Source organism: Methanolobus mangrovi, from assembly GCF_031312535.1.
GTDB classification, from domain to species: Archaea; Halobacteriota; Methanosarcinia; order Methanosarcinales; family Methanosarcinaceae; genus Methanolobus; species Methanolobus mangrovi.
In genome coordinates, this window is record NZ_CP133594.1 from 2,370,605 (window position 1) to 2,396,449 (window position 25,845).

The 25,845-nt window shown below is 41.6% G+C and carries 31 protein-coding genes; 14 read left to right on the forward strand and 17 right to left on the reverse strand.

Translation table 11 applies throughout. The annotated features are described in order from the left end of the window. Position 1 precedes the first annotated feature (1 nt). Genes RE476_RS11495 through trpD form a run of 4 tightly spaced genes read right to left on the reverse strand, consistent with a single transcriptional unit; the run spans position 2 to position 3,845 of the window. On the reverse strand, positions 2–592 hold the full coding sequence (locus tag RE476_RS11495; RefSeq protein ID WP_309307773.1) for an anthranilate synthase component II: 591 nt from the start codon (positions 590–592) through the stop codon (positions 2–4). Further along, a complete protein-coding gene (gene trpE, locus RE476_RS11500) occupies positions 592–2,160 on the reverse strand; it encodes an anthranilate synthase component I (RefSeq protein WP_309307774.1) in 1,569 nt (522 codons plus the stop codon). Before trpE ends, RE476_RS11495 begins: the two co-directional genes overlap by 1 nt. After that, positions 2,153–2,830 carry a phosphoribosylanthranilate isomerase gene (locus RE476_RS11505; protein ID WP_309307775.1) on the reverse strand — a complete coding sequence of 226 codons (678 nt, stop codon included), beginning with the start codon at positions 2,828–2,830 and terminating at the stop codon, positions 2,153–2,155. Before RE476_RS11505 ends, trpE begins: the two co-directional genes overlap by 8 nt. Beyond that, positions 2,784–3,845, reverse strand: a complete 1,062-nt coding sequence (trpD, locus tag RE476_RS11510; protein WP_309307776.1) for an anthranilate phosphoribosyltransferase — start codon at positions 3,843–3,845, stop codon at positions 2,784–2,786. Before trpD ends, RE476_RS11505 begins: the two co-directional genes overlap by 47 nt. Positions 3,846–4,109: 264 nt before the next feature. Here trpD and feoB point away from each other — a divergent pair, with 264 nt between their 5' ends. Genes feoB through RE476_RS11525 form a run of 3 tightly spaced genes read left to right on the forward strand, consistent with a single transcriptional unit; the run spans position 4,110 to position 6,951 of the window. Beyond that, the gene (gene feoB, locus RE476_RS11515; protein WP_309307777.1) at positions 4,110–6,140 is read left to right on the forward strand and encodes a ferrous iron transport protein B; all 2,031 of its coding nucleotides are present in this window, start codon (positions 4,110–4,112) and stop codon (positions 6,138–6,140) included. Next, positions 6,137–6,301, forward strand: a complete 165-nt coding sequence (locus tag RE476_RS11520) for a hypothetical protein (protein ID WP_309307778.1) — start codon at positions 6,137–6,139, stop codon at positions 6,299–6,301. The genes feoB and RE476_RS11520 overlap by 4 nt, the downstream gene beginning before the upstream one ends. Continuing rightward, entirely contained in the window at positions 6,298–6,951 is a 654-nt protein-coding gene (locus tag RE476_RS11525) for a metal-dependent transcriptional regulator (RefSeq protein ID WP_309307779.1), read from the forward strand. The genes RE476_RS11520 and RE476_RS11525 overlap by 4 nt, the downstream gene beginning before the upstream one ends. 26 nt (positions 6,952–6,977) lie before the next feature. On the opposite strand, the gene RE476_RS11530 is transcribed toward RE476_RS11525, so the two are convergent. Continuing rightward, complete coding sequence (locus RE476_RS11530; protein ID WP_309307780.1) at positions 6,978–8,462, reverse strand: cobyric acid synthase; 1,485 nt, start codon at positions 8,460–8,462, stop codon at positions 6,978–6,980. A gap of 113 nt (positions 8,463–8,575) precedes the next feature. Here RE476_RS11530 and cbiT point away from each other — a divergent pair, with 113 nt between their 5' ends. The 7 genes from cbiT to RE476_RS11565 all read left to right on the forward strand — a co-directional run bounded on the left by cbiT (position 8,576) and on the right by RE476_RS11565 (position 12,862). Next, positions 8,576–9,130 carry a precorrin-6Y C5,15-methyltransferase (decarboxylating) subunit CbiT gene (gene cbiT / locus RE476_RS11535; protein ID WP_309307781.1) on the forward strand — a complete coding sequence of 185 codons (555 nt, stop codon included), beginning with the start codon at positions 8,576–8,578 and terminating at the stop codon, positions 9,128–9,130. A 25-nt stretch (positions 9,131–9,155) separates the two neighbouring features. Beyond that, positions 9,156–9,767: a cobalt-factor II C(20)-methyltransferase gene (locus RE476_RS11540; protein ID WP_309307782.1), complete on the forward strand. Its 612-nt coding sequence runs from the start codon at positions 9,156–9,158 to the stop codon at positions 9,765–9,767. 17 nt (positions 9,768–9,784) lie between these two features. Next, positions 9,785–10,528: a precorrin-4 C(11)-methyltransferase gene (cobM, locus tag RE476_RS11545; protein ID WP_309307783.1), complete on the forward strand. Its 744-nt coding sequence runs from the start codon at positions 9,785–9,787 to the stop codon at positions 10,526–10,528. A gap of 62 nt (positions 10,529–10,590) precedes the next feature. Then, entirely contained in the window at positions 10,591–11,037 is a 447-nt protein-coding gene (locus tag RE476_RS11550) for a cobalamin biosynthesis protein CbiG (protein WP_309307784.1), read from the forward strand. Next, the gene (locus RE476_RS11555; RefSeq protein ID WP_309307785.1) at positions 11,034–11,387 is read left to right on the forward strand and encodes a cobalamin biosynthesis protein; all 354 of its coding nucleotides are present in this window, start codon (positions 11,034–11,036) and stop codon (positions 11,385–11,387) included. Before RE476_RS11550 ends, RE476_RS11555 begins: the two co-directional genes overlap by 4 nt. Further along, positions 11,356–12,153, forward strand: a complete 798-nt coding sequence (gene cobJ / locus RE476_RS11560) for a precorrin-3B C(17)-methyltransferase (protein WP_309307786.1) — start codon at positions 11,356–11,358, stop codon at positions 12,151–12,153. The genes RE476_RS11555 and cobJ overlap by 32 nt, the downstream gene beginning before the upstream one ends. Further along, positions 12,143–12,862 carry a precorrin-8X methylmutase gene (locus tag RE476_RS11565; protein ID WP_309307787.1) on the forward strand — a complete coding sequence of 240 codons (720 nt, stop codon included), beginning with the start codon at positions 12,143–12,145 and terminating at the stop codon, positions 12,860–12,862. The genes cobJ and RE476_RS11565 overlap by 11 nt, the downstream gene beginning before the upstream one ends. 85 nt (positions 12,863–12,947) lie before the next feature. Here RE476_RS11565 and RE476_RS11570 read toward each other — a convergent pair whose 3' ends face one another. The 7 genes from RE476_RS11570 to RE476_RS11600 all read right to left on the reverse strand — a co-directional run bounded on the left by RE476_RS11570 (position 12,948) and on the right by RE476_RS11600 (position 18,041). Beyond that, a complete protein-coding gene (locus RE476_RS11570; protein ID WP_309307788.1) occupies positions 12,948–13,601 on the reverse strand; it encodes a cytochrome c biogenesis CcdA family protein in 654 nt (217 codons plus the stop codon). A gap of 16 nt (positions 13,602–13,617) precedes the next feature. Beyond that, the gene (locus RE476_RS11575; protein ID WP_309307789.1) at positions 13,618–14,088 is read right to left on the reverse strand and encodes a thioredoxin family protein; all 471 of its coding nucleotides are present in this window, start codon (positions 14,086–14,088) and stop codon (positions 13,618–13,620) included. A 107-nt stretch (positions 14,089–14,195) separates the two neighbouring features. Beyond that, the gene (locus tag RE476_RS11580; RefSeq protein ID WP_309307790.1) at positions 14,196–14,876 is read right to left on the reverse strand and encodes a 2,5-diamino-6-(ribosylamino)-4(3H)-pyrimidinone 5'-phosphate reductase; all 681 of its coding nucleotides are present in this window, start codon (positions 14,874–14,876) and stop codon (positions 14,196–14,198) included. Positions 14,877–14,936: 60 nt separating this feature from the next. Continuing rightward, positions 14,937–15,791, reverse strand: coding sequence for a CBS domain-containing protein (locus RE476_RS11585; protein WP_309307791.1), 855 nt, complete (start codon positions 15,789–15,791; stop codon positions 14,937–14,939). Between the two features lie 11 nt (positions 15,792–15,802). Then, complete coding sequence (locus tag RE476_RS11590; protein WP_309307792.1) at positions 15,803–16,261, reverse strand: universal stress protein; 459 nt, start codon at positions 16,259–16,261, stop codon at positions 15,803–15,805. Between the two features lie 28 nt (positions 16,262–16,289). Next, on the reverse strand, positions 16,290–17,390 hold the full coding sequence (locus RE476_RS11595; protein WP_309307793.1) for an amidohydrolase family protein: 1,101 nt from the start codon (positions 17,388–17,390) through the stop codon (positions 16,290–16,292). A gap of 60 nt (positions 17,391–17,450) precedes the next feature. Further along, a complete protein-coding gene (locus RE476_RS11600; RefSeq protein WP_309307794.1) occupies positions 17,451–18,041 on the reverse strand; it encodes a diacylglycerol/polyprenol kinase family protein in 591 nt (196 codons plus the stop codon). A gap of 266 nt (positions 18,042–18,307) precedes the next feature. On the opposite strand from RE476_RS11600, the gene RE476_RS11605 reads away from it, so the two are divergent. After that, positions 18,308–18,961, forward strand: coding sequence for a flavodoxin family protein (locus RE476_RS11605; RefSeq protein WP_309307795.1), 654 nt, complete (start codon positions 18,308–18,310; stop codon positions 18,959–18,961). 303 nt (positions 18,962–19,264) lie between these two features. Continuing rightward, positions 19,265–19,798 (forward strand): J domain-containing protein, encoded by a 534-nt coding sequence (locus RE476_RS11610; RefSeq protein ID WP_309307796.1) that lies wholly within the window; start codon positions 19,265–19,267, stop codon positions 19,796–19,798. Positions 19,799–20,069: 271 nt separating this feature from the next. Here RE476_RS11610 and RE476_RS11615 read toward each other — a convergent pair whose 3' ends face one another. Continuing rightward, positions 20,070–20,873: a helix-turn-helix transcriptional regulator gene (locus RE476_RS11615; RefSeq protein ID WP_309307797.1), complete on the reverse strand. Its 804-nt coding sequence runs from the start codon at positions 20,871–20,873 to the stop codon at positions 20,070–20,072. 210 nt (positions 20,874–21,083) lie between these two features. Between RE476_RS11615 and RE476_RS11620 the strand changes: the two genes are divergently transcribed. Next, complete coding sequence (locus RE476_RS11620) at positions 21,084–21,494, forward strand: pyridoxamine 5'-phosphate oxidase family protein (protein WP_309307798.1); 411 nt, start codon at positions 21,084–21,086, stop codon at positions 21,492–21,494. A gap of 398 nt (positions 21,495–21,892) precedes the next feature. Here RE476_RS11620 and RE476_RS11625 read toward each other — a convergent pair whose 3' ends face one another. The 3 genes from RE476_RS11625 to RE476_RS11635 form a co-directional block, all read right to left on the reverse strand. Further along, positions 21,893–22,345: a hypothetical protein gene (locus RE476_RS11625; protein ID WP_309307799.1), complete on the reverse strand. Its 453-nt coding sequence runs from the start codon at positions 22,343–22,345 to the stop codon at positions 21,893–21,895. 40 nt (positions 22,346–22,385) lie between these two features. Next, positions 22,386–22,628 carry a hypothetical protein gene (locus RE476_RS11630; protein ID WP_309307800.1) on the reverse strand — a complete coding sequence of 81 codons (243 nt, stop codon included), beginning with the start codon at positions 22,626–22,628 and terminating at the stop codon, positions 22,386–22,388. A gap of 73 nt (positions 22,629–22,701) precedes the next feature. Continuing rightward, complete coding sequence (locus RE476_RS11635; RefSeq protein ID WP_309307801.1) at positions 22,702–23,487, reverse strand: helix-turn-helix transcriptional regulator; 786 nt, start codon at positions 23,485–23,487, stop codon at positions 22,702–22,704. Between the two features lie 359 nt (positions 23,488–23,846). Between RE476_RS11635 and RE476_RS11640 the strand changes: the two genes are divergently transcribed. Next, on the forward strand, positions 23,847–24,398 hold the full coding sequence (locus RE476_RS11640; protein WP_309307802.1) for a YkgJ family cysteine cluster protein: 552 nt from the start codon (positions 23,847–23,849) through the stop codon (positions 24,396–24,398). Between the two features lie 210 nt (positions 24,399–24,608). On the opposite strand, the gene RE476_RS11645 is transcribed toward RE476_RS11640, so the two are convergent. Continuing rightward, a complete protein-coding gene (locus RE476_RS11645) occupies positions 24,609–25,841 on the reverse strand; it encodes an MFS transporter (protein WP_309307803.1) in 1,233 nt (410 codons plus the stop codon). Positions 25,842–25,845 lie beyond the last annotated feature (4 nt).

The window sequence follows — 25,845 nt, forward strand, 5'->3', positions numbered from 1 at the left end:
CTTAATCCTTATGCACGCCTTCAACTATCCTGAGGAAATTCCTGATGATCTTCACTCCTTCATCTGTAAGGATGGATTCCGGATGGAACTGCACGCCGTACACCGGATATTCCTTGTGTTCGACGGCCATGATTATGCCATCATTTGTCTTTGCAGTGACTTTCAGGTCATCAGCCAGTTCCTTAATGGCAAGGGAGTGGTATCTTCCACCCTTGAAATCACCTTTAAGGTTAGCAAAGAGTGTTGAATTCTCGTGGGTTATGTCAGATGTTTTACCATGTATGGGTCCTCCATCTGCATGGCTGATGGTCCCTCCATATGCGGTATTTATGGCCTGGTGCCCAAGACAGACTCCAAGTACTGGAATCTTTGGTCCAAATTCCCTGATGATGTCAAGGCATGTTCCAATGTCTGCTGGATTGTGAGGTGTGCCGGGTCCGGGTGAAATAATAATTCCGTCCGGATTCATGGCCTTAACCTCTTCAACGGTAATTGTGTTGGGAACGACCACAGTGTCCGGCTCGAATATGGATACAAAATCCACAAGGTTCCAAACGAATGAATCTTTGTTGTCGATGAACAATATCTTCATTATTTGCCTCCTATTGCCTTTATCATTGCAGCCATTTTTCTTTCCGTTTCATTGTATTCGTATGTCGGGTCTGAGTCAGCCACGATGCCAGCTCCTGCCTGCACATAGGCTGTGTTATTCTTAATAAGCACTGTCCTTATGACAATCGCAAAGTCCGCATCCCCGTTCCATGAATAATATCCTACTCCACCGCCGTATATTCCTCTTGATTCCGGTTCAAGGTCATCTATTATTTCCATTGCCCTGATCTTTGGAGCACCTGAAAGCGTTCCTGCGGGGAATATGGCGCGTGTGGCATCGAACTGGTCGCATTCATCCCTGAGTTCCCCGCTTACGGTACTCTCGATGTGCTGGAGGTGTGAATATTTTACAACACTCATGAGATCGTCAACCTTAACGGTTCCGGCTTTTGAGACCATCCTGACATCATTGCGCCCGAGGTCTACAAGCATTACATGCTCCGCGCGTTCCTTCTCATCACTGAGCATTTTTTCTGCAAGCAGTTTATCCTCTTCGTCATCCTTTCCGCGGGGACAGGTTCCTGCTATTGGGTTTGAGATAACTTTCCTGTCGAAGACCGTCATAAGGGTCTCAGGGCTTGCACCCACGATACCGATATCCTTGAAATTGAAGATATACATGTAAGGACTTGGATTGATATTCCTCAGTCTGATGTAGAGTTGCAGGGGTGTCTGTTTCATTTTAACAGTGTACCTGCGGGAGATGACTACCTGGAATATGTCTCCGTCAATGATGTGCTGTTTAGATTTCCTGACCGCTTCCTCATAAGCTTCCTGGTTGACGTTGGCAACAGGATCATCTGAGTCTGCAGCGGGTATGTCTTCACTGATGCCGATGACTGATGCCATCTGCAATGATCTTTCCATCAGCAGCGCCTCTGAGTTTGCATGCTCATAAACAGCATCCATATCACTGGTTTCTGTGACAAATGGGGTGATTACAATGTATGTCTCGTTGGTTATATGGTCAAAGACAAAGGTCTTTGTCATAATTGCAAAATGCATGTCCGGCGTGTCAGCATCAGGCTTTTTATCGATATCTAACCACGAATCGTACACAAGGTCATAACTGTTGTACCCGATGGCCCCACCAAGGAAGGTCTGCCTGTCAAAACGCTTCTGGTTAAGGAGTGTTGTGTCGGTACTTGTGGGGTAGATCTTACGGAATGCTGCAAGGGCATCATCTCCTTCACTGACCTTTACCCTGAACTTGCCGCCTACAAGTGATTCAACATCACCGATGGACTTGAGCTTGTTATAGATATGTTTTGTAAGCTCGGAGTTCATCTGGCATTCGATTGTAAGGTAGCTGTCCTTAATGGACACTACCATCTCCGGTTCGTATCCTACAAAGGAGTATCTAGCATGTCTTTTTTCCTTTTCTACTGATTCCAGAAGATAGGAATGTCCTGCATTCTGCAGGGTTGCATACAACTGCAGGGGCGTGCATATGCTATCCACTTTTGTCATAAGCTGCACGATTGCAGGTTTTTGTGAATTTTCAACAAGGGATATGAAATCCTCTTTACTAAGATCAAAATCAACCATTGATACACCTGGCCTCTTCTATAAACCTGCATACTTTTGCAGGGTCTTTTTTTCCATTGCTCTCTACACCTGAGGCAGTATCCACAGCAAATGGTCTGACCTCTTTAACGGCATCTCTCACATTATCGGGCTTCAGCCCGCCAGCAAGTATGACCGGAGCCTTCGTATTCTCCACTACCTGCCTGCTTATTGACCAGTCATGCACCATACCAGTGCCGCCGGTGGCTCCTGCTTTGCCAGAGTCCAGAAGTATACCGTCTATCAGGTCATTGTCAAGAAGTGCATCCACCTGTGCCATCAGGTCTGCAGGTAGTTCCTTGCTTTCAACGGGTATGGTAAATGTCCTTATTAGCTTCTGGTGTGTGCCGTCACGTATAATTTCTATTTCTTCTGCACTGATGTCATTGTGAAGCTGTACGACATCCGGCTTTACCTTATCTATAAGGTCAAGTGCATCCTGCCCGCTCGATGGCATTATCACAAGTACCGAGTCCACAAAGAAAGGTACGGTCTTTACGAGTTCTGCTGCGGTCTGAGCATCCACTTTTCTGGGTGTGTTCACCGGGACCTCGGTGATAAAACCAACAGCATCAGCTCCTAAGCTCACTGCCAGTCCTATGTCATCAGCAGACTTCATTCCGCATATCTTCACTCTTGGAAGCTGCTTCATCTATAACCTCGTGGATATTGTTGTTATCACTGAATTCCATCAGTTTCTGCATAGCTTTACCGCTGTCAATTATCTCTTCAACCATTGGTATTGCTTCTTTCACGGAGTCAGCTTTGCCTGCAACATAAAGTGCTGCGGCGGAGTTCATTACTATGATGTCCCTCTTAGGTCCTTTTTCACCTTTGAGGATATATATTATGTCAAGTGCATTCTCTTTAGGCGTGCCGCCTACAATATCAGTTGCAGTTGCCCTCTTTATGCCAAGCTCTTCCGGTGTCAGTGTGTAAGTGCTGATCTTTCCATCCCTGAGTTCGGCAACATATGTTTCGGATATGTTGGATATCTCATCCATGCCGTCCCCGTGGACGACCATTGCTCTTTCAACTCCCAGTTTTTTCATTACCTGGGCAAACGGTTCGCAAAGCTTCTTATCAAAAACACCAACAAGCTGCACTTTTGCATTCGCAGGATTTGTAAGTGGACCAAGTATGTTGAAAACAGTTCTGACTCCCATTTCCTGTCTTATGGGTCCGACCCTTTTCATTGCAGGGTGGAAGATCGGGGCGAACATGAAACCAATGCCGTCCTTTTCAATTGAAGCCTTCACATCTTCAGGTGCCTTGTCTACCTTTATTCCAAGTTCTCTCAGAACATCTGCACTTCCTGAAAGTGAAGTAATGGAACGGTTGCCGTGTTTTGCTACTGCCACTCCTGCTGCTGCAGTTACAATAGCGGATGCAGTTGAAACATTGATGGTATTGTGCCTGTCGCCGCCGGTGCCTACCACGTCAACAAGCATTCCTTCAACTTCCGGGGCGATTGTGTTGGCAGCTTTTTTCATTCCGATGGCAAAACCTGCGATTTCTTCAGTAGTCTCGCCCTTCATTTTCAGGGCAATGAGGAGACCGGCGATCTGTGCGTCAGTGGCCTCTGTGAATATCTTTGTGATAGCATCCTCTGCTTCCTTTATTGTGAGGTTCTGCTTTTCACTTACTTTCTTTATGTATTCCTTCATGCTAGCACCCATCTACGCATTAATGTATATAGTTGTACAGTAATGGGCAATAATGAGATAATAGTATTTATTCTTTATGGAATTCGAAGTCTGTATTATTCTTTGCTATTTGCAGAGTCTGCATTTTCATTATTTCTTGTATTGCTGCAGGACTCTTGTGTCATCATCGCGGCTAAAAGTGTTAGGTATACAAACATTTATATCTCATAATTATCTATGGCTTCTAAAATTAGGAACGACTATATTCCCGAGGTGCAGTAAATAATGTTAAACATTCTTAAAAAAAAGAGTTGCTGTAATGTTGAAGGCGACACTCAAAACGGTCTTGAAAAGATCATCCTTGTGGGGAACCCAAACGTCGGGAAAAGTGTTATCTTCAACCATTTTTCAGACAGCTATGCAGTGGTTTCCAATTATCCGGGAACCACGGTGGCTATAAGCAAGGGAAAGGGTCTGTTCAGGGGGGAAGAGTATGAGATTATAGACACTCCTGGCATGTATTCCCTGCAACCGATCACAGAGGAAGAACGTGTATCACAAAAATATGTTTTCAACAGTAAGCCTTTTGTGTACCTGCATGTGGTCGATGCCAAAAATCTTCAGCGTATGCTTCCACTCACACTTCAGTTGATCGAAGCCAAGGTCCCTCTCATACTTGTTCTGAACATGATGGATGAAGCATCTGCCAGAGGTATCAGTATCAATGAGTCCGGGCTTCAAAAGAAACTGGGGATTCCAGTCATCTGTACGACCTCTATTAAAGGAGAGGGAATGGACCGTCTTGAAGAAGCCATATCTTCTTACAGCTTTCAATCTGCTGGAAGCAAGGTAGTAGAGTACAGCAGGGGAATAACGTATGCCATTGATGAGATATCTTCCCTTCTCAGGTCTGAATATTCAATCTCAAAAAAGACAGTTGCACAATTGCTCCTCCTGAATGATACTGTTGCACTTGAGGAAGTGAAACAGAAGCATGAGGATATTAAAGCTATCAATAAGATTGTCGAAGGGACTGAGAAAGAGTATTCTGATCCCCTTAATTATGTAATGGCAATAGAAAGACAGGGATATGTCAATGATATCGTTGACTCTGTCATGATAATGAACAATATGGCTGGGGTAAACCGTGAGAATTCAAGAAATAAATCCTCTCCATCTTTCAGTGAGCGCATAGACAAACTTCTCATACGACCGATAACCGGTATTCCGATATTACTACTGGTGCTATACTTTGGTTTGTACAAGTTTGTAGGCGGTTTTGCAGCAGGTACTGTTGTGGACTATCTTGAGGGCACACTTTTCGGTGAGCTGATCAATCCCTGGGTCATAGAGACGTTCAATTCCTTTGTCCCTTATCCTGTCATACAGGATCTCTTTGTAGGTGAATACGGGATATTCACTCAGGCGGTAACATATGCAATAGCGCTTATTATGCCTCTTGTTGGTGCATTCTTTATTGTGTTCTCTATTGTCGAGGATACAGGATACCTGCCTCGTCTTGCAATGCTGATTGATCGTGTTTTCAAAAAAATGGGCATGAGTGGCAGAGCTGTTATACCTATGGTGCTTGGTTTTGGATGTGCTACCATGGCGACCATGGTAACCCGTACTCTTGAAACAAAGAGGGAGAAGGTTATTGCAAGTATGCTGCTGGCACTGGCAATCCCCTGTTCTGCTCAACTTGGGGTCATACTGGGTGTGCTCTCATTCAGTGGAAAGGCACTGGCAATATGGGCAATTGTGATCGCCTTTGAACTTGTGTTGATAGGTTATCTCTCCTCTCTCGTCATGCCCGGAGAAAAGCCAAGTTTCTTTATCGAAATGCCTCCACTCAGGCTTCCTAAACTATCAAATGTACTTGTAAAAACATATTCCAGAATGCAATGGTATTTCTTTGAAGTACTTCCGCTTTTCGTTATTGCAAGTGTGCTTATATGGGTAGGAAGGCTTACCGGCCTGTTTGACATAGCGGTCAACCTTATGGAATATCCTTCACAGTGGATCGGTCTTCCGGCTGAAGCGGGACTTATGTTCTTCTATGGTTTCTTCAGAAGGGATTTCGGTGCAGCCGGTCTGTTCGATATGTACAATGCCGGTATGCTGACCGGAGTCAACATTGTGGTTGCAGCTATCACCCTGACGTTGTTCATGCCATGTATTGCCCAGTTCCTGGTAACGGTAAAAGAAAGAGGGATCAAAACCGCTCTTGCAATGGCAGCTTTCATTTTCCCAGGTGCTTTTGCAGTAGGATTTATTGTGAACTACTTCCTCACAACATTCGGGGTGGTACTATGAAATGTCCTCTTTGTGGCAAAGAGTTCGATGAACCTGACAGGTCAAAATGCTCGGGTTGCGGGAGATTTAGTTCTTGTAACATGCAACGTTGTCCGGCTTGCGGATATGAAATAGCACCGGAAACAAAACTGGAAAAATTCATAAGAGGGATATTCAAATGAAAATAACTGAGGATGCAGAGAACATCCTTGAACAGATGTGGGTATGCATCAATGAAGAAATGAATTATTTGGTGAATCTCTCATCACTTGGCCTGGATGAGGCTTCACCTGAGATCCGTGAACTGCTTGAGACGGGCAACATACTACTGTCCGATTCTCTGGCAACACTTTCAGAAGAAGGAGATGCCAACGGAAGGACAGTTGTCAGAAGACGCAGATTAGCAGAAAGGCTTCTTGTGGATGTGCTGAATACAAAGGAGAGGCATGTTCGTAGTTCTGCCTGCGAGTTCGAACACATACTTCACAGGGGTATTGATGAAAATGTCTGCATATTGCTGGGTCATCCACGTACCTGTCCGCATGGGAAACAAATTCCTGAGGGCGAATGCTGTAAAAAGGCAAGGGAAGAAATAGGACATGTAGTTGCTCCTCTCTCTGCACTGAAGAATGGTCAAAGTGGCAAGATCGCTTATTTTGACATGAGGGAGGAACAGAAAATGCAAAAGATGCTTTCGATGGGCGTACTACCTGGCATCTCCGTGGGTCTTGTTCAGTCGTATCCTTCGTATGTTTTTGATCTGAACCATACAAGATATGCCGTTGATTCAGAAATGGCAGACAGTATTTATGTTAGGGTAGAAAGAGAATGAAAAAGTGAAAGGGAAAATCCTTTCACTCATTCCTGATTTTCGATGAGCTGGTATATCTTCTTCATGTCGAGGCAGCTTTCAACAACTTCTGCAAGCTCTTCGTAGGCTTCATCTTCTGTTGTGATCGTTTCAGGATGGTACTCTATCCCCTTCTTTTCAGTCAGGTATATCATGAGTGCATGCCTGATGTTCTCATTCTCGAAAAGTCCATGAAGGTATGTGCCAACCACAGTGCCGCTTTCGTCAATACTGCCGTCATCTCCAAATACTGTTCTTGGTGTCTTTGTTGCGCCCATGTGTATCTCATAGCCCCATATCTTATCACCTTTGATATTCTTGAAGATGGGGCCGTCGGCAACTATGTCCTTCTGTACCTGGACTGTTCTCTTTTTGTACTCGCCAAAAGTGGTTTCGGTATCAAGGAGCCCAAGACCTTCATAGTCTGCCTCAACTCCGTTCTCTATACCTGAATCATGGATAACCTTGCCAAGCATCTGGTAACCGCCGCAAATCCCGAAGATGGCTGCTTTTCCTTTCAGGTTGCGTATCTGGGTGTCCATGCCACTTTCCTGAAGGTCGAGCAGGTCACTGACGGTATTTTTCGTGCCCGGGATTATCACGCAATCCGGATTTCCGAGATTCTCGTCAAGGTCAACATACCTGACGTTTGCAATCCTCTCAAGTGGCTCGAAATCCGTGAAATTGGAAATCCTTGGAAGGCGGATGACTGCAATGTCAATATCGTTGATATCCTCTCTTTCAGCCCTGCCTTTTTTCTTCCTGATGGCCATGGAATCTTCGGATGGTATATTAAGCTTGTAATATGGCAGAACTCCAAGAACAGGTACGTCTGTCAGGTCTTCAAGCTGCTTTAATCCTGGTTCGAGTATGGCAGGGTCGCCCCTGAACTTGTTGATGACGAACCCTTTCAGGTTCTTGCTGACATCATCGGGCAACAGTTCCTTTGTTCCGTAAAGGCTTGCGAATACTCCTCCGGATTCGATATCCCCTACCAGTATGATGGGTGCACCGGTTATGCGTGCAGTTCCTATATTGACGATGTCACGGTCATAGAGGTTAATCTCTGCGGCTCCGCCTGCGCCTTCCATTACTATGAGGTCATATTCGGATTCAAGCCTTTCAAGGGCTCCCCTGAGCACGTCATGCATTTCCTCAATAGAATCATAATAGTTGCCTGCGGTCTTGTCGGCATACGGTTCACCAAGGACGATGACCTGTGATGTCCTGTCTCCTTTGGGTTTGAGGAGCACTGGATTCATATCTGCTGTAGGTTCGACCCCGGCAGCTTTGGCCTGTATTGCCTGGGCAATTCCGATTTCTTTTCCATCCTTTGTGATCCATGAGTTCAGGCTCATGTTCTGGGCCTTAAATGGTGCAACCTTATACTTCCTGGAAAGGATCTTGCACAGGCCTGTGACCATTATGCTCTTACCTACATCTGATGCAGTTCCCAATACCAGTAGTTTCTTAGCTTTTTTCTTATTCTCCATTGCAACCGCCCTAAATATTTTTGAATTGCTATACTATGTCGTAATAATGCAACAGTTTTATGAAGGACAACTTATATCTACTTAACTCCAGTTTATCTTAGTTAAGGTGGAACATGACAGAACTTATGCACGTAAGTGGCGGTCCGACAAAACCGGAGATTATTGCAGTTGCCCTATCTAAACTTGATTTAGCGGATAACTGTAGATTTTTCGACATTGGTTGTGGTACGGGAGCCGTGTCTATAGAAGCTTCAAAAATGGTACGTAATATTAGCATATGTGCCATTGATGCAAGGGAAGAGGCAATAAATGTAACGAAGAAAAACTTCGAAGCATTTAAGATTACCAATGCCAAAGTGTTTTCCGGTGAATCTTCCGAGATCCTGGAAAAGCAGGATGTTGGGTCTATCGATTGTGCATTTATTGGTGGCACAAAAAACATTTCCCGTGTGCTTGAAGTGCTTGCCGAGAAAAAGGCAAAGAGTATTGTAGTGAATGCGGTCAGGATCGAAACGGTCGTAAACGTAATAAATAAGATGAAAGAACTTGACTTATTCGATGAGGTACTGCATTTAATTGTTTCACGTGGAGCACCGATTACCGGTGAAACCATGTTCAAACCTGAAAACCCGGTATATGTTATTGTCGGCAGATCAGGTAAGAATTAATCTTTAATCTTGATGGTGATAAAAAATGCTTGTTGGAGTTGGACTTGGTCCGGGAGATCCGGAGCTTCTTACATTGAAAGCTGTTGAAAGCCTGAAAAATGCATATAAGGTATACGTTCCTGGTCCTATGGCTGCGGATCTGGTGGCACCTTATGCAGAATCAGAGATTCTGGAATTCCCAATGTTGACAGACTATGATGTGCTAAATGCCGTCTGGAAGAAGAATGCTGACATGCTTGCTGAAGAATCAAAGGATAACCTTGTTGTTTTTGGTCTCATCGGCGATCCTAACTTTTTCTCAACATTCACTCATTTGAAACGTGTGATGAAGAAGTTTTATCCTGATGTTGAAACAGCAACAATTCCTGGCATCAGCTCTATCACATCATTCGCTGCACAGACCGGGGCAGAGGTTGACTCTTCCTTTGAGGTCAGTGATGGTTCCGAGAGCCAGTATAAGATAAGGTTAAAGGCAAGTAAGCCGCTTGAGATCATCAATTCATTTGAAAAGGAAGGTTTTAACAAATTCACTTTCTGTGAACGCCTTTTCAGTGACAAGGAAGTCATAATCACAGAAAGAGAAAAGATTCCTGAAAAAGGTAACTATTTCAGTATTATCTTTGCAGAAAAGGAATAATCGCAGGGAGAATCAAGATGACAGACAAAAAAGTCTATTTTGTAGGTTCCGGTCCGGGAAACGCTAAGTATATCACAGTAATGGGAAAGGAGCTTCTTGAAGAAGCTGACCTTGTAATATATGCCGGTTCCCTTGTGAATCCTGAAGTACTCAATTACTCCAAAGGGGAAAAGATCGATAGTTACGGACTTACCCTTGATGAAACTAACAAGCTGATCGTTGATAATCTCAATGCAGGCAAGAAAGTTGTAAGATTACACAGCGGTGATCCATCACTTTATGGTTCCATCGTTGAGCAGATCGAGGAACTGAAGAAATTCGATGTAGTGGTTGAGATCATACCTGGTGTTTCCTCAGTATTTGCAACTGCAGCAGCATTACAGACTCAGCTTACTCTGAACGATGTTTCAGAAACCCTTATTATCACACGCCCGGCTGGTAAGACCCTTGAGAAGGACCAGATAAAGGAACTCTCAAGACACAACGCAACCATGGCTGTTTTCCTGGGAACCCAGAAAATAGAGCAGATCATGGAAAAGGTTGAGTATGCACCTGACACTCCGGTTGCAGTTGTCTTCCATGCATCCTGGCCAGACCAGAAGATCATAAAGGGCACTGTGGCAGATATCGCCGGAAAGGTCAAGGAAGCAGGAATCAAACGTTCCGCAATGATCCTTATCGGCGGAGTTGTTGACCCTGTTGACTATGGCAACTACGGGAGGTCTTACTTATACGGAGTGGCACAAGAACCGCTATCATAACCTTTGAGAGAAATCTTGAGGTTGCAGAGCGTCTGGCAGGACATCTGAATGCTGATGTCCTGATGTACGATAAAAGTGTCTTCAAAAAGGCCTTCGAGCAATATGATGCTATTGTGGCAGTCTTTGCCACAGGCATTGTAGTGCGCGAGATTGCACCGCTTATTGAGGACAAATGGAAGGATCCTGCAGTCATTGTAGTGGATTCGAATATGAATTTCGCAATCCCACTGCTTGGCGGTCATCATGGGGGCAATGAGGTCGTCAGGAAGATAGCTGAAATAGGTCCTGTTCCTGTTGTCACAACGGCTACGGAGGTCCATAACCGGAATTCCGTGGAGGGTATTGCCAAGGCACTTGGTTGTGATATTGTCAACAAACCTTCCACTGTACAGGTTAACTGCGCTTTGCTTGATGAGGATGTTGAGGTCCTTGAAATAAAGGGACCTAAGATAGTCATTGTCGGGGACGATGTATCGGTCCTGAAAAAAGAAAAGGCAGAAAACGCATGATCATAGGTATCGGAGCCCGAAAGGGCATCAACAGCCAGGAAGCAATCGATGCGATCAACAGTGCACTTGCTGAGGCCGGCAGGAGCATCGATGAAGTACATGCGCTGGCGTCTGCAAAGTTAAAAGAGAATGAAGCAGGCCTCCATGAGGCAGCAGAAATTCTCGGTATTGGAATCACTTTCATTGATCACGATGAATTGAATACATATGATGCGCCGTCAGCTTCGCAGGCAAAACGCTTCGGGCTTACAGGTGTGGCAGAGCCTGCTGCACTGGCGTTGTCGGAAAAAAAAGAATTGATACTAAGGAAGAAGGCATATGGTAGGGTCACAATCGCAATCGCAGAGTGAAGCAAAAGGAAAGCTTTACATTATTGGTATAGGTCCGGGTTCTGTCGAACAGCTAACGGTAAAGGCAAGAGACGTCATCCTGAATTCAGATTACATCGTCGGAAACGGTACTTACCTCGACCAGATGGCAAGCCTGCTGGACAAACAGGAGATCGTCCGCAGTGCCATGGGTAAGGAAGTTGACCGTTCACGCAAGGCAGTGGAGCTTGCGCAGGAAAATGTAGTTTCCATGATAAGTGGTGGAGATGCAAACATTTACGGTATGGCAGGTCTTGTCCTTGAAGTGGCAGAGCACACAGGTCTGAATGTTGAGATCGAGGTACTTCCTGGTGTTACAGCTATTACTGCAGCAGCAAGTGTGCTTGGTGCACCTATCGTTAATGACATGTGTACTGTCAGTCTCAGTGACCTTCTGACTCCGTGGGAAGTTATTGAGAAAAGACTTGATGCAGCAGCATCTGCAGACTTTGTGATGTCACTGTACAATCCTAAGAGCCGCCAGCGCAAATCCAATTTCTCAAAGGCTATTGAGATCATCAGGCGTCATAAGGATGATTCAGTCCCGGTCGGACTTGTGAAAAATGCCCTCAGGGATAAGGATCAGGATTACATAGTTACCACCCTTGGCGAGGTTATGGACCACAACGACTGGGTGGACATGAGTACTACTATTCTTATCACAACCAATGATTCCCGTATATGGGAGTCAGAATATGGCAAGAGAATAATCACTCCTAGGGGGTATCATAGGAAATATGACTACTGAATCAAAAAAGGCAGACACAAGTATCGAAGAACTTGTGGAAATGACCACTGAGATCGACCCTGAACTTATTGGTATCTGTACTGACCTTGGGTCACAAACTGATGAGGCAAAGGCAATTTACATGACCAGTCGTAATATTGCTAAAAAACTCGTTGGTGATGAGACCATTGAGGACAAGGTCAGGCAGCGCTGTGTAACCTCAACCGGTGACCCGGCAGTTGCAGATCTTATGCGCTTTGTCAACAATCCTATGAAAGCAGGTGTAGAAGCTATCAAAAAGGGTGCTCCTATTCTTGTTGATATCAACATGGTCAAAGCAGGAATTACTAAGAGAGGTCATAACTGTGAGGTTATCTGTGTACTCGACAAGGATGAGGATGCAGAACTTGCCCGCAAGTACGGTATTACAAGGACCGCAGCAGGTTTCCTGAAATGCAAAGACATACTTGAAGGTTCAATTGTGGCAATTGGTAATGCACCATCAGCTGCTTTTGCAGTTTGCAGGATGATCGAGCATGGTATCAAACCGGCAATCATTGTAGGCACGCCTGTAGGCTTCGTCAATGCCGCAGAATCAAAAGAAGTTGTCAGGAAAGCACCTGTTCCTTCCATCACATGTGTGGGAACACGTGGCGGAACTCCAATGGCAGTTGCCTGTGTTAACGAACTTGTTGCAATCGCAAATGATGATGAATGTGTAATTGATTAAGCACATTCACCTTTTCTAATTTTAGTTTTCATTTTTAATTGCATTTCAGAATTATGAAATTGTCCGTTAATTGTATAGTTCTCATTCATAAATAGGCAACAATATGGTTAGTGTAGACCATCCATAGCCCCACGACTACAAGTATAATTCCTGCTGCTTTTTTGAGTTCAATATCTAATTCCGATAACTTGCTAAGTCTGTCACCGGACAGTTTTGCGGAATAGGCAATAAGCATCATCGGTATTGCAAAACCCAGGGAGTATATCAGGAGAAGTTCTACGCCGTAGATGATATTACTTTCAAGTGCCACCAATGTGAGGATGGATGCAAGTATGGGTCCTACACATGGGATCCAGACTATTCCCAGTGAGGCACCAACGACAAGTCCGCCAAGAAGTCCTTTTCCTTCGGCATGTATTTTCCCGGTGTACTGTGAAATGAAACTAAATATGTCGATTTCCGTCAACATTGAAAGGCCGATGAGAATAATCATAATCTCAGCAACGATCCTGAGCTTGCCCATATAGGGCAGGAACAATGTTCCAAAGGCAGAAGCGGCAATGCCCATAGCCGTGAATGATATGGCAAGTCCGATTATTATTGCAAGGGGGCGGAATTTACTGTTACCTGTGGAATAGGCGAGTATAACTGGCAGAAGCGGAAGTACGCATGGTGAGAGTACACTCACGATCCCTGCAAAAAAAGCGGCGATAGGTGTGAGTGATGTCGCTTCCAGCATGTTGTACACCTATTGATCATTGCCTGTATTCAATTGCTGCATCAAGAAGGTCAGTCAGCGTTTTTTTAGCGGTGATGCCTATGTATCTGGCTTTGTTCCTGTCGGTTGTTACCTGTCCGTCTGCTCCCATGTAGATGTAGCCTTCATCACTATTTTCTGCGATGACAAATATGTCCGGGATAGTGTATACATTAAAACTGGCAGCCATGGCTCTGGTATTCTCTGCATTTATAAACATGACAGTGGCTTTATCTTCATAATCATTTGCTATATCTGCCATGATTGGTTTTTGGGCAATACATGCAGGACAACTATTTGTTCCGATCTCTACCAGGACCGGTCCTTTTGCGAGTGCATCGTTCAATTGCTCCATGTTGGCAGCGGTGACGATTGCACTGTCATCTACAGCTTTATTGTCCCCGACAAGGCCCACAACAACAAAAAATACTGCTATGATAGCTACTACGGGCAGGATTATTTTATTCATGGTATCTCTCTTGTTCGTCTTATATAAAACTATATTGATTTATACTTTGTGTGTTGTTTTGGGACATGCGCGCAAAACCGCCTGTCAAAAAAAGAATAATATTTAAGTTATTTGCCAGGGACTTTCCATTTCAATAAAATGCCATCTTCTATTTTTTCAGCATCCATTAACTCAAGTTTCAAAAGCTCCTTTTCCGGAAAACCATCCCCGTCAACGAAAGTAGGGGAACTCTTCCCCCCGATTATCAGGTTTCCGACAAAGGTGTAGATCTCATCAATAAGGCCATTGGAAAGCATTCCCCAGTTAAGTGTTGCTCCGCCTTCTACCATTAATCGGTTAATACCTCGTTTCTTAAGCTCCCGCATGGCTTCCGGAAGGTCTACCTTTTCTTTTCCGGATACAATAATGTCTGCTTGTTCCTGAAGTTCCGCCACTCTTTCCACCGGGGCAGATTCCGAAACAATTATTATTCGCTTTCCTTCTCCCTTCTTGAAAATATCTGCATCACAGGGAGTTCGTGCTGTGCTGTCGACAATGATTCTCACAGGATTTGTATCAAGGCCTGCCTTTATCCTGTTATCCTGGAGTTCAGGGGATTTTACTGTCAGGCTCGGATCATCTGCAAGAACCGTGCCAATGCCTACCATTATAGCATCGGACCCTGCCCGGAGTTGATCCATACGGTTAAAATCGATCTTACCGGATATTTTAACCTGTTTTCTTTCCTTTGTAGATATCTTGCCGTCAGCAGACATTGCTGAATTTATAAATATGAATGGACGTTCCATCAGAATCACTTAACTAAAAAAAGAATTTTGGGCATTTAATGCCCGGGAATTATGCTGTATTTATTCCTGGTCTATGATAGCCTTCATGATATTACGGTCACGCAGAAGTCCAAGGAATTTCTGGTTAGCATTGACGATTGGAATCTGGTCGATCTTATTCCTTTTCATCTTCAATGCGCACTCACTCACGCCTGAGATGTATGCAGCTTTTACAAGATCTGCAATCATTACGTCCTTTACAGGTATGGCAGGAACCTTTACTCTTGAAACACTGTAATAAATGCTCATGGTATCTCTCATGGATTCCCATGTCCATTCATCATCGTCTGAACCATTGGACATATCGGACATTTCCACTGTATCTTCAATAACACTGGCATTTATGATGTCACGATCAGTGATTATGCCGACTACTTCAAGATCACTATCAATAACAGGTGCTGCTTTTGATTTTGCAAGTTCCATTATTCTGGCGGCAACATTCAATGGTGTGTCTGTCCACACAGGTACGACGGTTGGATTGACATATTGTCCTACATGATCGCTGATGTCCATTTCGGCAATGGAGGCAACTATATCTGCAACAGAAATGATTCCCAGCAGGTTGTCGTCCTTTACAACAGGTAATCTTCTGATATTGTTGTCCAGAAGGATCTTTGCTGCAACCGTTATGTCTACATCAGGGTCTACGACTATAGGATTGCGTGTCATTAAAAGAGCTAATTGTTCTTCCTCCGGGTTTCTTAGAAGATTTGCCCTGCTGACAATTCCTACGATCTTTCCGTCTTTTAATACAGGTACTCCTGATACCTTTTTATCTTTAAGGAGGGTGTGGACTTCATCTCTTGAGCCTGGGAGAGTTGCAAAGGCAACGTTTGTCCTCATTATGTCAGAGACTTTAGTGTTTTTTGGCATTGTTTAACTCCCTACTCTTCCTTTTCGGAGTCTCCCCGCACTACAAGTACAGGTACTTTTGAGTTTCTTGTGACCTTTTCTGCTACACTGCCGAGCAGGAATCTGTCTAATCCGGTCTTTCCAAGAGTTCCCAATACTATCAGGTCAATGTCATTATTGTCTGCAAATTCAATTATCTCGTGGCTTGGATTCCCTTCAAGGGTCACCATTTCAAAAGCAATACCTTCGCCCTCAGCTATCTTTTTAACTGACTCGGTTGCAACATTTGCTTCCTGCTCAAGGAGTTCATACATCATCTCCCAGCCGGAATCCATGGGGATAGAAGCAAAAGCTGCAGTATCAACAACATATCCTGCATATAATTTAGCCCCACTCAATTTTGCAAGTTCAATACTGTGCAGAATTGCTTTCCTGTTTTGTGTGGATCCATCGGTTGCAATAAAAATCTTTTTATACAGAGCACTTGTCATTGTCCCTCTCCTTTGTAATATGTCCCTATTATATCATCACAGATAGTATATCATCAGGCCGACCTCTCCTTACAATTCCACTGATCGGGTCTCTTATACCTGTGAGATTATTTGAATTACCATTAATGATCATTATTTTAGCTATATTTCCTTCCAGAATATAGCCGGGCGCATCAAGTCCCAATATTGTTGCACCCATAAGCGTACACATCATAAATACTTGTCTGTCCTCTATACCAAAAATTTTAGATAATAGCTCCATTTCAGAGAACATATTGACAGAATTCAGCATTACATTATCAGTACCAACTGCTACTTTAATCTCCTGGTCCAGCATATCTACAATGGGTGCCATCCCTACTCCCGTTATAAAGTTAGATCTGGGACAAACCACTATCGGTATGCCCATATCAGCAACTTCTTTTAGGTCCTGCTGAGTTGCCTGGGTCATGTGTATCAGGATATCCGGGTCAAGTGACAATGCTTTTTCTATGTCACTCCGACTGTGTTCTCCTGCATGTATTGCAAAGGGTTTACCTGCTTTTAGTGAGTGTTGCCTTGCGTTTTCCAGGATTTCCATATCCATATCGTTCGCACCGCTCATCCCAAGACCGTCTGCATAGTTAAGCAGTGTTTCCAGTTCTTCTGAAATACCCTTTTTACCGGTATCGTTTGCCGGTCTCCCAAAGATCCTGGCATCAAGGTCTGATGATTCAAGTGCTTCTTTCAGTGCAACTATTCCTTTTGTACTTCCCTCCCTGAAATCTGCAAATGCATATGTGCCGGTGTTGTTCATATCCTGAAGAGACTTTTCCATTGCTTCCACCATTTTCCTGTGTGGTGTCATGTTCAATATCCGGTGCTTCAGTCCGTGTGGTGGTTGAACTAGCTGGCTAAGGTCTCTTTGCACAAAATGACCATGCACATTTCCAAGCACAGGGTCTTTACAGACCGAATCTCCAATGTGGGTATGGGCATTAACAAAACAGGGTGCAATGATGATTCCGGAATCATTCTTTTTTTCGTGAACTTCCTTAATGATGCCATCCTCTATTACGATATATCCTTCAATGACCTCTGCTTCAGGGCCGTATATTATTTTACCGTGTATTGTCTGTTCACATGGCATAGCAAGTTGTTTATGGACTTTATTGTTTATAAACATTTTAAAAGTGCTAAAGCGTTTCTCCTACAAACGGACGTAAGTCGCGATTATCAAAAACAATTCTGCAACAAAACCTGAGAACACGGGGATTGCAAGATTGTCATCTATTTTTTCAAAACCTGTTTCTACAAGTGTGGCAACAAATGCCATGACAAGTGCAATGCTCCAGTTTGAAAGGAAAATGTAGCCTATAATCAGGTCTACGATGAACTCTGCCACACATCCTTCCAGGGACTTTCCTCCCCGGAATATCCTTGTCCTGCCAAAACTTTTGCCAATAAGTGCTGCACTCATGTCCCCAAAGGTGGCCATCAGGATCGCAGCATAGGCAACGCTCTCGCTGAATACAGAGACTGCAACTATGGCACCAAGGGTGAAATAAACATGTCCTGCAATTGATGTTTCTTCCTTCCGGCGCAGCAGATAATGTATGACAGGTAGCCTGAATCCGCGGTCCAGTCTCATATGTTCGATAAGAAGTACAAGAACAAGGTAGACGGTCATGAAATACAGGGCTATCTGTTTTCCGAAAAAGAAGTATACAAGCACAATAGCAACCGATGCCAGATGAAGACCCTTGCGAAAGATCTCATCAAGGAATGAACTGGGTGCCATGAATTATTATTTCATTTTTTCATATATAAAAGAGTTCAATGTTATATGAGGAGGTGGGTAGAGATGGCATAAAGCTGGAAATCAAAATTAGTGAAATGTGTTTTCTCAATATTTTGGGATGGTTACCCGATTATACATGATTTGTTCTTTGTACACTCCAGTGCAGATTAGATATATCTGGGTGCACTACCAAAAACAAAAGTATCAAGTTTATTGTCCTGGCTTCTAACAGCAGGACATGCAAGAACAATTAAAGGAGCAAAAAAATGAAGGTAATAGGAATATCAGGTTCTCCAATCCCGGACAGTAATACTGACAGGGCACTGAAGGTCGCATTGAATGCAACAGGCATGGATTCCGAATTCATCAAACTCAGCAAGCATGATATCAAACCATGCCTTGCATGTCTGAAATGTGTTGATACTAACGTTTGTGTGATTGGTGATGCTGGCAATATCATTGCAGAGAAAGTTAAGGATGCAGATGCGCTTATAATTGCAGGCTACACTCCTTACTCATCCATTGATTCCAGGACAAAGACCATGCTTGAGCGTTTGTACTGCCTAAGGCACAAGAAAGGATTCATGCAGGGCAAACCCGGTGGCATAATTGTGACATCTGCTGTGCCATGTATGCCTGAAGCGCCACCTGTTGCCGAGGGTGCTGTCAATGCTGTTGCTGCGTACATGCAGGAAGAAGGTATGCAGGTAGTAGGCGATGTCAAAATACTCGGAAATGTGCCCTGTGTTAAGTGTGGATACGGGGATGAATGTAGCCTTAGCGGCATAAAGATGGTCTACGGACCTGATGCAACAGTGGGTTCCGTGGGAATCAACAGTTTTGAGGATCAGGAGATTCCATTAGAGGCTGCAAAAGAACTGGGCAGGAATATAGCTGAAATCCTGAATTCAAAGAAGTAATTTCATAATCGATAAAATCACGACCGCAATTTCATTCAGATAATGAAGTATGAGGATATCAAAAGGTTTCCTTCCCTTTTTCCACCCCCGCAATACTCTTTGATATGTTCATACGATCTTTTCCATCTTTACATAGTCCATACTTATAATCCATAATCTCAGAAGCAACTATTTATTACGCTTTTTTGATGTGCAGCTATGGTTTAGTTGCTATAATTGAGATCAAAGTTATTCCGGAATATGCATGGGTATATAAGGAAGTATGAACTAGTGGGGACTCCAACATGAAAAAGAGTGAATAAAATGCTTAAAATAAAAGGACACGAAATTGGTTCAGTAGTTATTAAGGGTGCTAGTAACAGAAGGGCCATACAATTTCAGAATAATATTATTACAATTCTAAGAAAGATCGGTGTTAACGAGAATGACATCGATATCCCTCTTGAGCGCATTGCAATGAAAAAGGTAAAAGCTTCTGCAACCTGGTGGCTAGCGGATGACAGGATGCATTACAGCCATAATATGCAAAAGAATTATGTAGAGAATCTCTATGTCCTGTCCCGGGTAATTGAGATTGAAGCAAACAGGGTTCTTTCAGGTGACATTACAATAGCTGATTTCATTTCAGAGTTCAGAGAGGATAAAGACGTTCATCAGAAACGTCAGGAAGCAAGAGAATTCTTCGGCTGTGACCACGATGAAACAGATTTTACAGTCATTAATGAAAAATATAAGATTCTGTCAAAAGAGTTGCATCCGGACAAGCCAACCGGGGACCTCGAGAAATTCAAGCAGCTAAACGTTGCACACAAGATACTGAAGAGGGAATTGACATAAGGTCATTTCATCAAGGTGTTAAAACCCAGGTGTGATAGTTTCAATAATTACATGCAAATCTGCTTTTAGTTCGTTTTTGTTTTCACTCCTGGGATAACTTTTCAATATTGGGAAAAAGAGAGGAATACTCTCCTTTGAGTATTCTAATTTAAGTTTGCACAGACTTATATAATATATTATTATTTACGATATTTACTCTGCAAAATTTAATATTGTCTGCCAGTGAGCATTGAAAATGGCTTGAAATCACTAAAACTAGATTGAAACAAAGTTAAGATTCATCAGCTAACATAGATTTAGTTAATGGAATTGAATCTTTTAAGTAATACTCTGCAAAGTCTTGTGCCCATCTAACAGCATCTGGACCTTTACAAACGATATGCTTGTTATCAAACTCCCCGCTAATTTTCAGCGGACTCATCATTACGGAGGTTTCATTGAATACAAATGCCAAGAATTGCATTTTCTTCTGATATACATACAAATGGACTGACTTATTATTTACCAATCTCTCAATGTCTTGATAATTTTCAGCTTTTAATTTGTCAAACAGATTTTGAGAAATAATTACATGCATATCTACATCATTTGATAGTAATTCCATGAATATGTCAGTAAAATGTGGATAAAAGAAACTAGTAATTGAAAACTGAAACTCATGGGCTTTGGTCATTTGATTGAAGTCAGCATGGGCATCATACATCATTTCAGTAGATGGACTTTTAATCGTACAAGATTCAAGCTCATTTATTCTTTTAAAGAGATCGGTTGGCATGAAACTAAAATCGTGTGTTCTCCAGTATTGAACATCTGAGTCGAAGACATTAATTGTTGATAATAGTGGTTTCATCCAATCTACTATCAATTTCCCAATAGTTGTCAGTTCATAGATGTCATTATAGTGAAACACAAGATAATGTTCTTCTAAGATCTTCATTTGAGGAAGTGAAGCCTGTCTTGTTGTTTCCAGTGACTTGAGAAGAGCATCCATTTCTTGTGGACCATTCTGTAACAATAATAGCACATTCTTTCTCTTATCTGAAGCAAATATAACATCAAGTAACCGTTTTTTCACTTAAGCCACATCCCATTAGCAAAAATTGTTCATGCTATGGTTTGATACATATTTATTTTATTTAAATAGGTTTGTTAATAACAATTATATTATATATGTACCCAATAATTTTTAACCAACAATTATTTTACTTCTATTTTCCCTCTCACAAAGTCGTCGGTTTATATTTGATGAAAACGTTGTTAATTATACTAGCTCAAAATCATCTGAGTGAAATTAACAGGAGTGGGTAACATAGTACAAATAGAAGGTACATGTAAGGAAGTTCTGGATAAAACAGAATGGGTTGCAATTGCAACCTGTGGGGAAAGTGGTCCACATTTGGTGGCTACATGGGGCGGATATATGAGAGCATTAAAAACTGAAGATAGTGGTATACTCATAATTCCTGCCGGGTATTATAATATAACCGAGGAGAACCTTAAAAAGAATCCTCAAGTGGAGTTACTGATAGCTTCACAGAAAGTCCAGGGGACCAATACTCTTGGTCAGGGATGTTGTATTTCCGGAAAAGGGGAAGTTCAAACTTCAGGAAAATATGCAGATCTGGCAAAATCAAAATTCTCATGGGCAAGAGGGGCATTGGTTATAACAATAGAAAAAATCAATACGCAGCTATAAATAATCTTTATGAGTGTGATGGCATACATTATTTGGTATGCATCCTGTAGAAATATTCATTTGAATAACAAATATAACCTTGAGATATTATCAAGGTTATATGCTATTTACTTAAAAATAACCGATTTAAGTAGGTTCCAGTATTTGTTCATTCAAATTTTGAATAAATCGATACTTGACGTTTTATGTTAAGCAGGACTGTGGTTCAATTTCCTGTTGCTGATCCGTAGACTCGGTTTGTTTACCGGTCGAATGGCAACAATGGCCTTTTAACATCTTGATCAACATCAAAATTCCAAAATTTATCAATATCCATTTCAGTATCTTGTTCATTTCTCCCACTCCTACATATAATTACTAATATCTTTGATTTACATTATGATAAACGTATCTGAAATTTAGAATTCAGCTATTTTCAAGTTAGCTGACTCTGAGATTGCACGCTCCAGTTCTTTTTGTTCATCAGTACCTATCCTGTATATTTTATTGTTTTTCATCTTGATCTCAACTGCATCAAAACCAGAAACATTGAGAATCCACATTTTAGGCCACAGCCATAATCTTATTCCCCATCCATAATACCAATGATTCTTCACCGTTTTTGTTGAAATGATTTCATCAAGCAGGAACTTCTTCCTAAATATCCCATAACCAAATTTTATTCTAAAATAATTTTCGTCAATCGTTACGTTAAGTGTTGTAAAAGAAATGACTATTATCACAACTAGCAACATAGTGGCAAAAGCCATTGGCTCAAAACCTGTACTTAATAATATGAATGCAAATAATAAAATAAGTGCAAGGAGGATAAATCCCCTTAGACGTCCTTTTTGAGTGTGGTTATAGGTCATATTATTACGTTAGTCACTCAGGTTTAAAGCTTTGCTTCCTTCATCTCATTCTCTCCCTAACATGATCATTCAAGGTAAATAGCTTATCAGCTCCCGCATTTTTCTCCATATAATGCAACACATCTTTTGAGAATCTCATCTTATTCCGATCCGAATAAGAAATACTCAGTATTCTTTGCATTATAACGTATGGATCCTGCCTTTCGACACTAAAAGCAGGCTTACTGAAATCAATATTCTTCCTCTTCCCAACAAGATACTGAACAAGCTCCCCTTTTTTCAATGATAAGACATAGTTATACATTGATCTAAATAAAGTTTATAACAGAAGGTCTAAATTCAAAGATCAATATTGATTAAATGTCAGTTACTGGTTTTGAATCTTTTAGATAGCAGTTGTAAAAATCTATTCCCCATTCATTTACAGTTTTCCCTTTACATAGAAGATATTTGCTATCAAATTCCCCATTAGTTCTTAGTAAAGATAACATGGCGTAGCATTCATTAAATGCAACAAATTGAAAATCCATTTTTTTAGAGTAAACAAAAGCATGAACTAAGTGATTTTGAATTATTTTTTCAAAATCGTCGTGATACTCTTTAATCATTTTATCCAGTAAATCCTGGGAGCTGATAAAATATATATTAATATTATTGGTAATCAGGTCATTGGCTAACTGTATAAAATTTGGATGTAGAAACGTAGTAACAATATAGTGAGATTTAGCTTTCTTGGAAGCCTCAAAAAATTCGGTATTAATTTCATATAGTTCAGTGATCTTAGGCTTTATCAATTTACATTTCCTTAGTTCATCTATTCTCTCCAGAAGATGAGGTGGGATGAAATCCAAATAGTGACTTCCCCAGTAATCAATACTGCCATCAAGAAGTTCAATGATATCTAATAATGACGTCATTTCATCAATTATCAGTTTTCCAATAATTGTTAATCCATAAGTATCTTCATGGTCACAAATAAGGTGATTATCTTTCAGAATCTTTACTTGAGGAAGCAATGCTTGTCTTGTTGTTTCTAGTGATTTGAGGAGAGTATCCATTTCCATGGGACCATCTTTCAATAATAATAATACCTTTTTTCTTTTCTCAGAAGTAAATAATACATTAAGCAACGCTTTTGCCATTCAAGCCACGACCTATATGGAAATGTCACACAAATACTTTTAACAATATAATGTTATATTTTTATAATCAACACAAACTGTACATTAATAATAGTTTATTCAGTTATAAAAATTACGAAATCACATCATTATATTAGTAAATATTAGAATTTTTTCACAAATAATCTATCCTCCCTCTATAATGAGTATCTAGGGGAAATAACTTATCAGCTTCCGCATTCTTTTTAATGCAGTGGGGGTGCCCTCAGAAACCCATTTTCATCTATTGTAAGATTAACTCAGTATATCTTATCTATTGGAGAATTACATGGTAAGGTGGTTTAGAAATATTCATATAGAATTCCATTGACATTTTTATTATGCATGGAAAAGGAAGGTTAAGTGATTTGCCTTTTTTTGAAACCGTTCAGGAAATACTTTCACACTATTCATGTCCATCCAGTTGTCCTGCAATTTGCTGTAAATTAGCAGACATCAATCTGGATGAAAAAGATCTGGATCTATTAATGCAGGCATCAAAATATCAGACTGATAAGATCGAATCCTGTGATGAAGAAGGAGTAAGTCATTACAAAATAAGTATTCCTTGCCCCTATCTGGAGCTTGGTAGGTGCAGCGTATATGAATGGAGACCAACTCTATGTCGGATGTTTCCGTTTAACATCTGCGATGTGCCAGATGTATTGCTTCTATTTCCATGTGATATGGGAGCAAGTATATTCAAAGACTATGTAGAATATTCAGACAATATACTAAAACAATCCATTCCTGCAAAAACGATTGATGCCTTCGAACAATCACACTGTTCTTTTGGCATCAGGCAGAACAAGTGCTTGTCCATTCCCATGTTAGTTCTTAAAATTAATAATCTATTACCATTTAAGGAATATCTCAAACTAAGATTAAAGTAGAATGAATTAATAGCCAATTTTTTTTAACATCCTCGTCCCCACGTCTCCTAACTTTCCCTGATGTGAGAGTTTAAGGTAAATGGCTTTTCAGCCTGTGTATTCTTTTTCATGCAATGTAGAATACACTTAGAGCATATCATTTTTTCATTCTGAATAATAAATTGGGCCATAATACAGTTTATCTTTATCTATTGACATTTCTTATTTAGGCTACCTATCATCTAAAGGTTCAGGGCAGACTGAATACGGCAATGATGTTTTTGTATTTTTGACATGCACATCACCTGTTTTTTCAAACATATTCTTCATTAGGTACGTTGTCAGAGCAATAAGCAAACCCAGAATGCCTGATATCATAAAGACCGTGTTAATGTCAAAATGCAACAGGATTATACCGAGGACTATGGGAGAAAGGCTCTGACCAGTATACTTCATGGTGTTGTGTATGGATAACACGCCACCTCTTGATTCAGAAGGGGATATATGAATTATCTGTGCGTCAATTGTGGTTTGGGCAAGTCCGTAACCTGCTCCGAACACCAGCATTAAGAGAAGAACCACGATAATTGAATTTGCAAACGAAATAGATAATATTGCAAGTCCAAGAATTGCAAAACCAGTGCTAATGACTTTCATCATCGAATACTTAGTGACAAGGCCCTTTACGCGTGATGCCATTAGAATGACGGCCATTCCCTGGAAAGCTAATGTCATTCCTGCTTGCTTTGCTGTATAACCAAACACAGCCTTAAGCATAAAGGGCATGTAGATGATCACTGAAAATAACAGGAAGAAAACAGCAAAGCTCAGGAATACTGTATATAGTATTCGCAGGTCCCTGAGTGCTGGAAGTACATTAAGTATACCTTTATGGCTATCGTTTTCTTTCTTTACGCTTGTTTCCGGAAGGAATAATATTACAAGGGCAGCGAATGGTAGTGCAAGTGCATAGAAAAGGAATGGGTAGTTCCATCCCAGAATTGCCAGTCCTCCACCTATAAGAGGGGCAGATACCGTACCAATGGCAATAGCCATACTAACCCTGCTCATTGCATGTAAACTATCATGGCCTTTGTACACATCACCAATGATGAGCATAGACAAAGACATCATTCCTGCGACACCTATTCCCTGTATGAACCTCATTACAAGAAGTGCTTGCAGATCAGCCACAAAATAACTGATAAGTCCCATCAGGCCATAGAGTATGAGGCACGGGACAAGTATGCTCTTACGTTTCACCCGGTCTATAAAATGTCCAATAGCCAATGTGAAAATGGCTGTTGAAATGGTATATACCGATATCATCAGCCCGATCTCATGGGATGTTGTATTCAGAGGTTTTACCATATCTGGCAACACCGGTGCTAAAATAGCACTACCTGCCATTGCAAAAAAAGCAGTAACACAAAGCATTAAAAGGTGAATTTTTTTAAATTGCATAATA

Excerpts from the sequence above, each read along its gene's own strand:
- RE476_RS11520 (WP_309307778.1), top strand. The coding sequence starts at position 6,137 with ATGAAATGTCCTCTTTGTGGCAAAGAGTTCGATGAACCTGACAGGTCA.
- cobM (WP_309307783.1), top strand. The coding sequence starts at position 9,785 with ATGACAGACAAAAAAGTCTATTTTGTAGGTTCCGGTCCGGGAAACGCT.
- RE476_RS11530 (WP_309307780.1), bottom strand. The coding sequence starts at position 8,462 with ATGGAGAATAAGAAAAAAGCTAAGAAACTACTGGTATTGGGAACTGCA.
- cbiT (WP_309307781.1), top strand. The coding sequence starts at position 8,576 with ATGACAGAACTTATGCACGTAAGTGGCGGTCCGACAAAACCGGAGATT.
- RE476_RS11555 (WP_309307785.1), top strand. The coding sequence starts at position 11,034 with ATGATCATAGGTATCGGAGCCCGAAAGGGCATCAACAGCCAGGAAGCA.
- RE476_RS11605 (WP_309307795.1), top strand. The coding sequence starts at position 18,308 with ATGAAGGTAATAGGAATATCAGGTTCTCCAATCCCGGACAGTAATACT.
- RE476_RS11570 (WP_309307788.1), bottom strand. The coding sequence starts at position 13,601 with ATGCTGGAAGCGACATCACTCACACCTATCGCCGCTTTTTTTGCAGGG.
- RE476_RS11595 (WP_309307793.1), bottom strand. The coding sequence starts at position 17,390 with ATGCCATGTGAACAGACAATACACGGTAAAATAATATACGGCCCTGAA.
- RE476_RS11645 (WP_309307803.1), bottom strand. The coding sequence starts at position 25,841 with ATGCAATTTAAAAAAATTCACCTTTTAATGCTTTGTGTTACTGCTTTT.
- RE476_RS11635 (WP_309307801.1), bottom strand. The coding sequence starts at position 23,487 with ATGGCAAAAGCGTTGCTTAATGTATTATTTACTTCTGAGAAAAGAAAA.
- trpD (WP_309307776.1), bottom strand. The coding sequence starts at position 3,845 with ATGAAGGAATACATAAAGAAAGTAAGTGAAAAGCAGAACCTCACAATA.
- RE476_RS11600 (WP_309307794.1), bottom strand. The coding sequence starts at position 18,041 with ATGGCACCCAGTTCATTCCTTGATGAGATCTTTCGCAAGGGTCTTCAT.
- trpE (WP_309307774.1), bottom strand. The coding sequence starts at position 2,160 with ATGGTTGATTTTGATCTTAGTAAAGAGGATTTCATATCCCTTGTTGAA.
- RE476_RS11575 (WP_309307789.1), bottom strand. The coding sequence starts at position 14,088 with ATGAATAAAATAATCCTGCCCGTAGTAGCTATCATAGCAGTATTTTTT.
- RE476_RS11610 (WP_309307796.1), top strand. The coding sequence starts at position 19,265 with ATGCTTAAAATAAAAGGACACGAAATTGGTTCAGTAGTTATTAAGGGT.
- RE476_RS11525 (WP_309307779.1), top strand. The coding sequence starts at position 6,298 with ATGAAAATAACTGAGGATGCAGAGAACATCCTTGAACAGATGTGGGTA.
- RE476_RS11495 (WP_309307773.1), bottom strand. The coding sequence starts at position 592 with ATGAAGATATTGTTCATCGACAACAAAGATTCATTCGTTTGGAACCTT.
- RE476_RS11505 (WP_309307775.1), bottom strand. The coding sequence starts at position 2,830 with ATGAAGCAGCTTCCAAGAGTGAAGATATGCGGAATGAAGTCTGCTGAT.
- feoB (WP_309307777.1), top strand. The coding sequence starts at position 4,110 with ATGTTAAACATTCTTAAAAAAAAGAGTTGCTGTAATGTTGAAGGCGAC.
- RE476_RS11580 (WP_309307790.1), bottom strand. The coding sequence starts at position 14,876 with ATGGAACGTCCATTCATATTTATAAATTCAGCAATGTCTGCTGACGGC.
- RE476_RS11625 (WP_309307799.1), bottom strand. The coding sequence starts at position 22,345 with ATGACCTATAACCACACTCAAAAAGGACGTCTAAGGGGATTTATCCTC.
- RE476_RS11640 (WP_309307802.1), top strand. The coding sequence starts at position 23,847 with ATGCATGGAAAAGGAAGGTTAAGTGATTTGCCTTTTTTTGAAACCGTT.
- RE476_RS11565 (WP_309307787.1), top strand. The coding sequence starts at position 12,143 with ATGACTACTGAATCAAAAAAGGCAGACACAAGTATCGAAGAACTTGTG.
- RE476_RS11540 (WP_309307782.1), top strand. The coding sequence starts at position 9,156 with ATGCTTGTTGGAGTTGGACTTGGTCCGGGAGATCCGGAGCTTCTTACA.
- cobJ (WP_309307786.1), top strand. The coding sequence starts at position 11,356 with ATGGTAGGGTCACAATCGCAATCGCAGAGTGAAGCAAAAGGAAAGCTT.
- RE476_RS11585 (WP_309307791.1), bottom strand. The coding sequence starts at position 15,791 with ATGCCAAAAAACACTAAAGTCTCTGACATAATGAGGACAAACGTTGCC.
- RE476_RS11550 (WP_309307784.1), top strand. The coding sequence starts at position 10,591 with ATGTACGATAAAAGTGTCTTCAAAAAGGCCTTCGAGCAATATGATGCT.
- RE476_RS11590 (WP_309307792.1), bottom strand. The coding sequence starts at position 16,261 with ATGACAAGTGCTCTGTATAAAAAGATTTTTATTGCAACCGATGGATCC.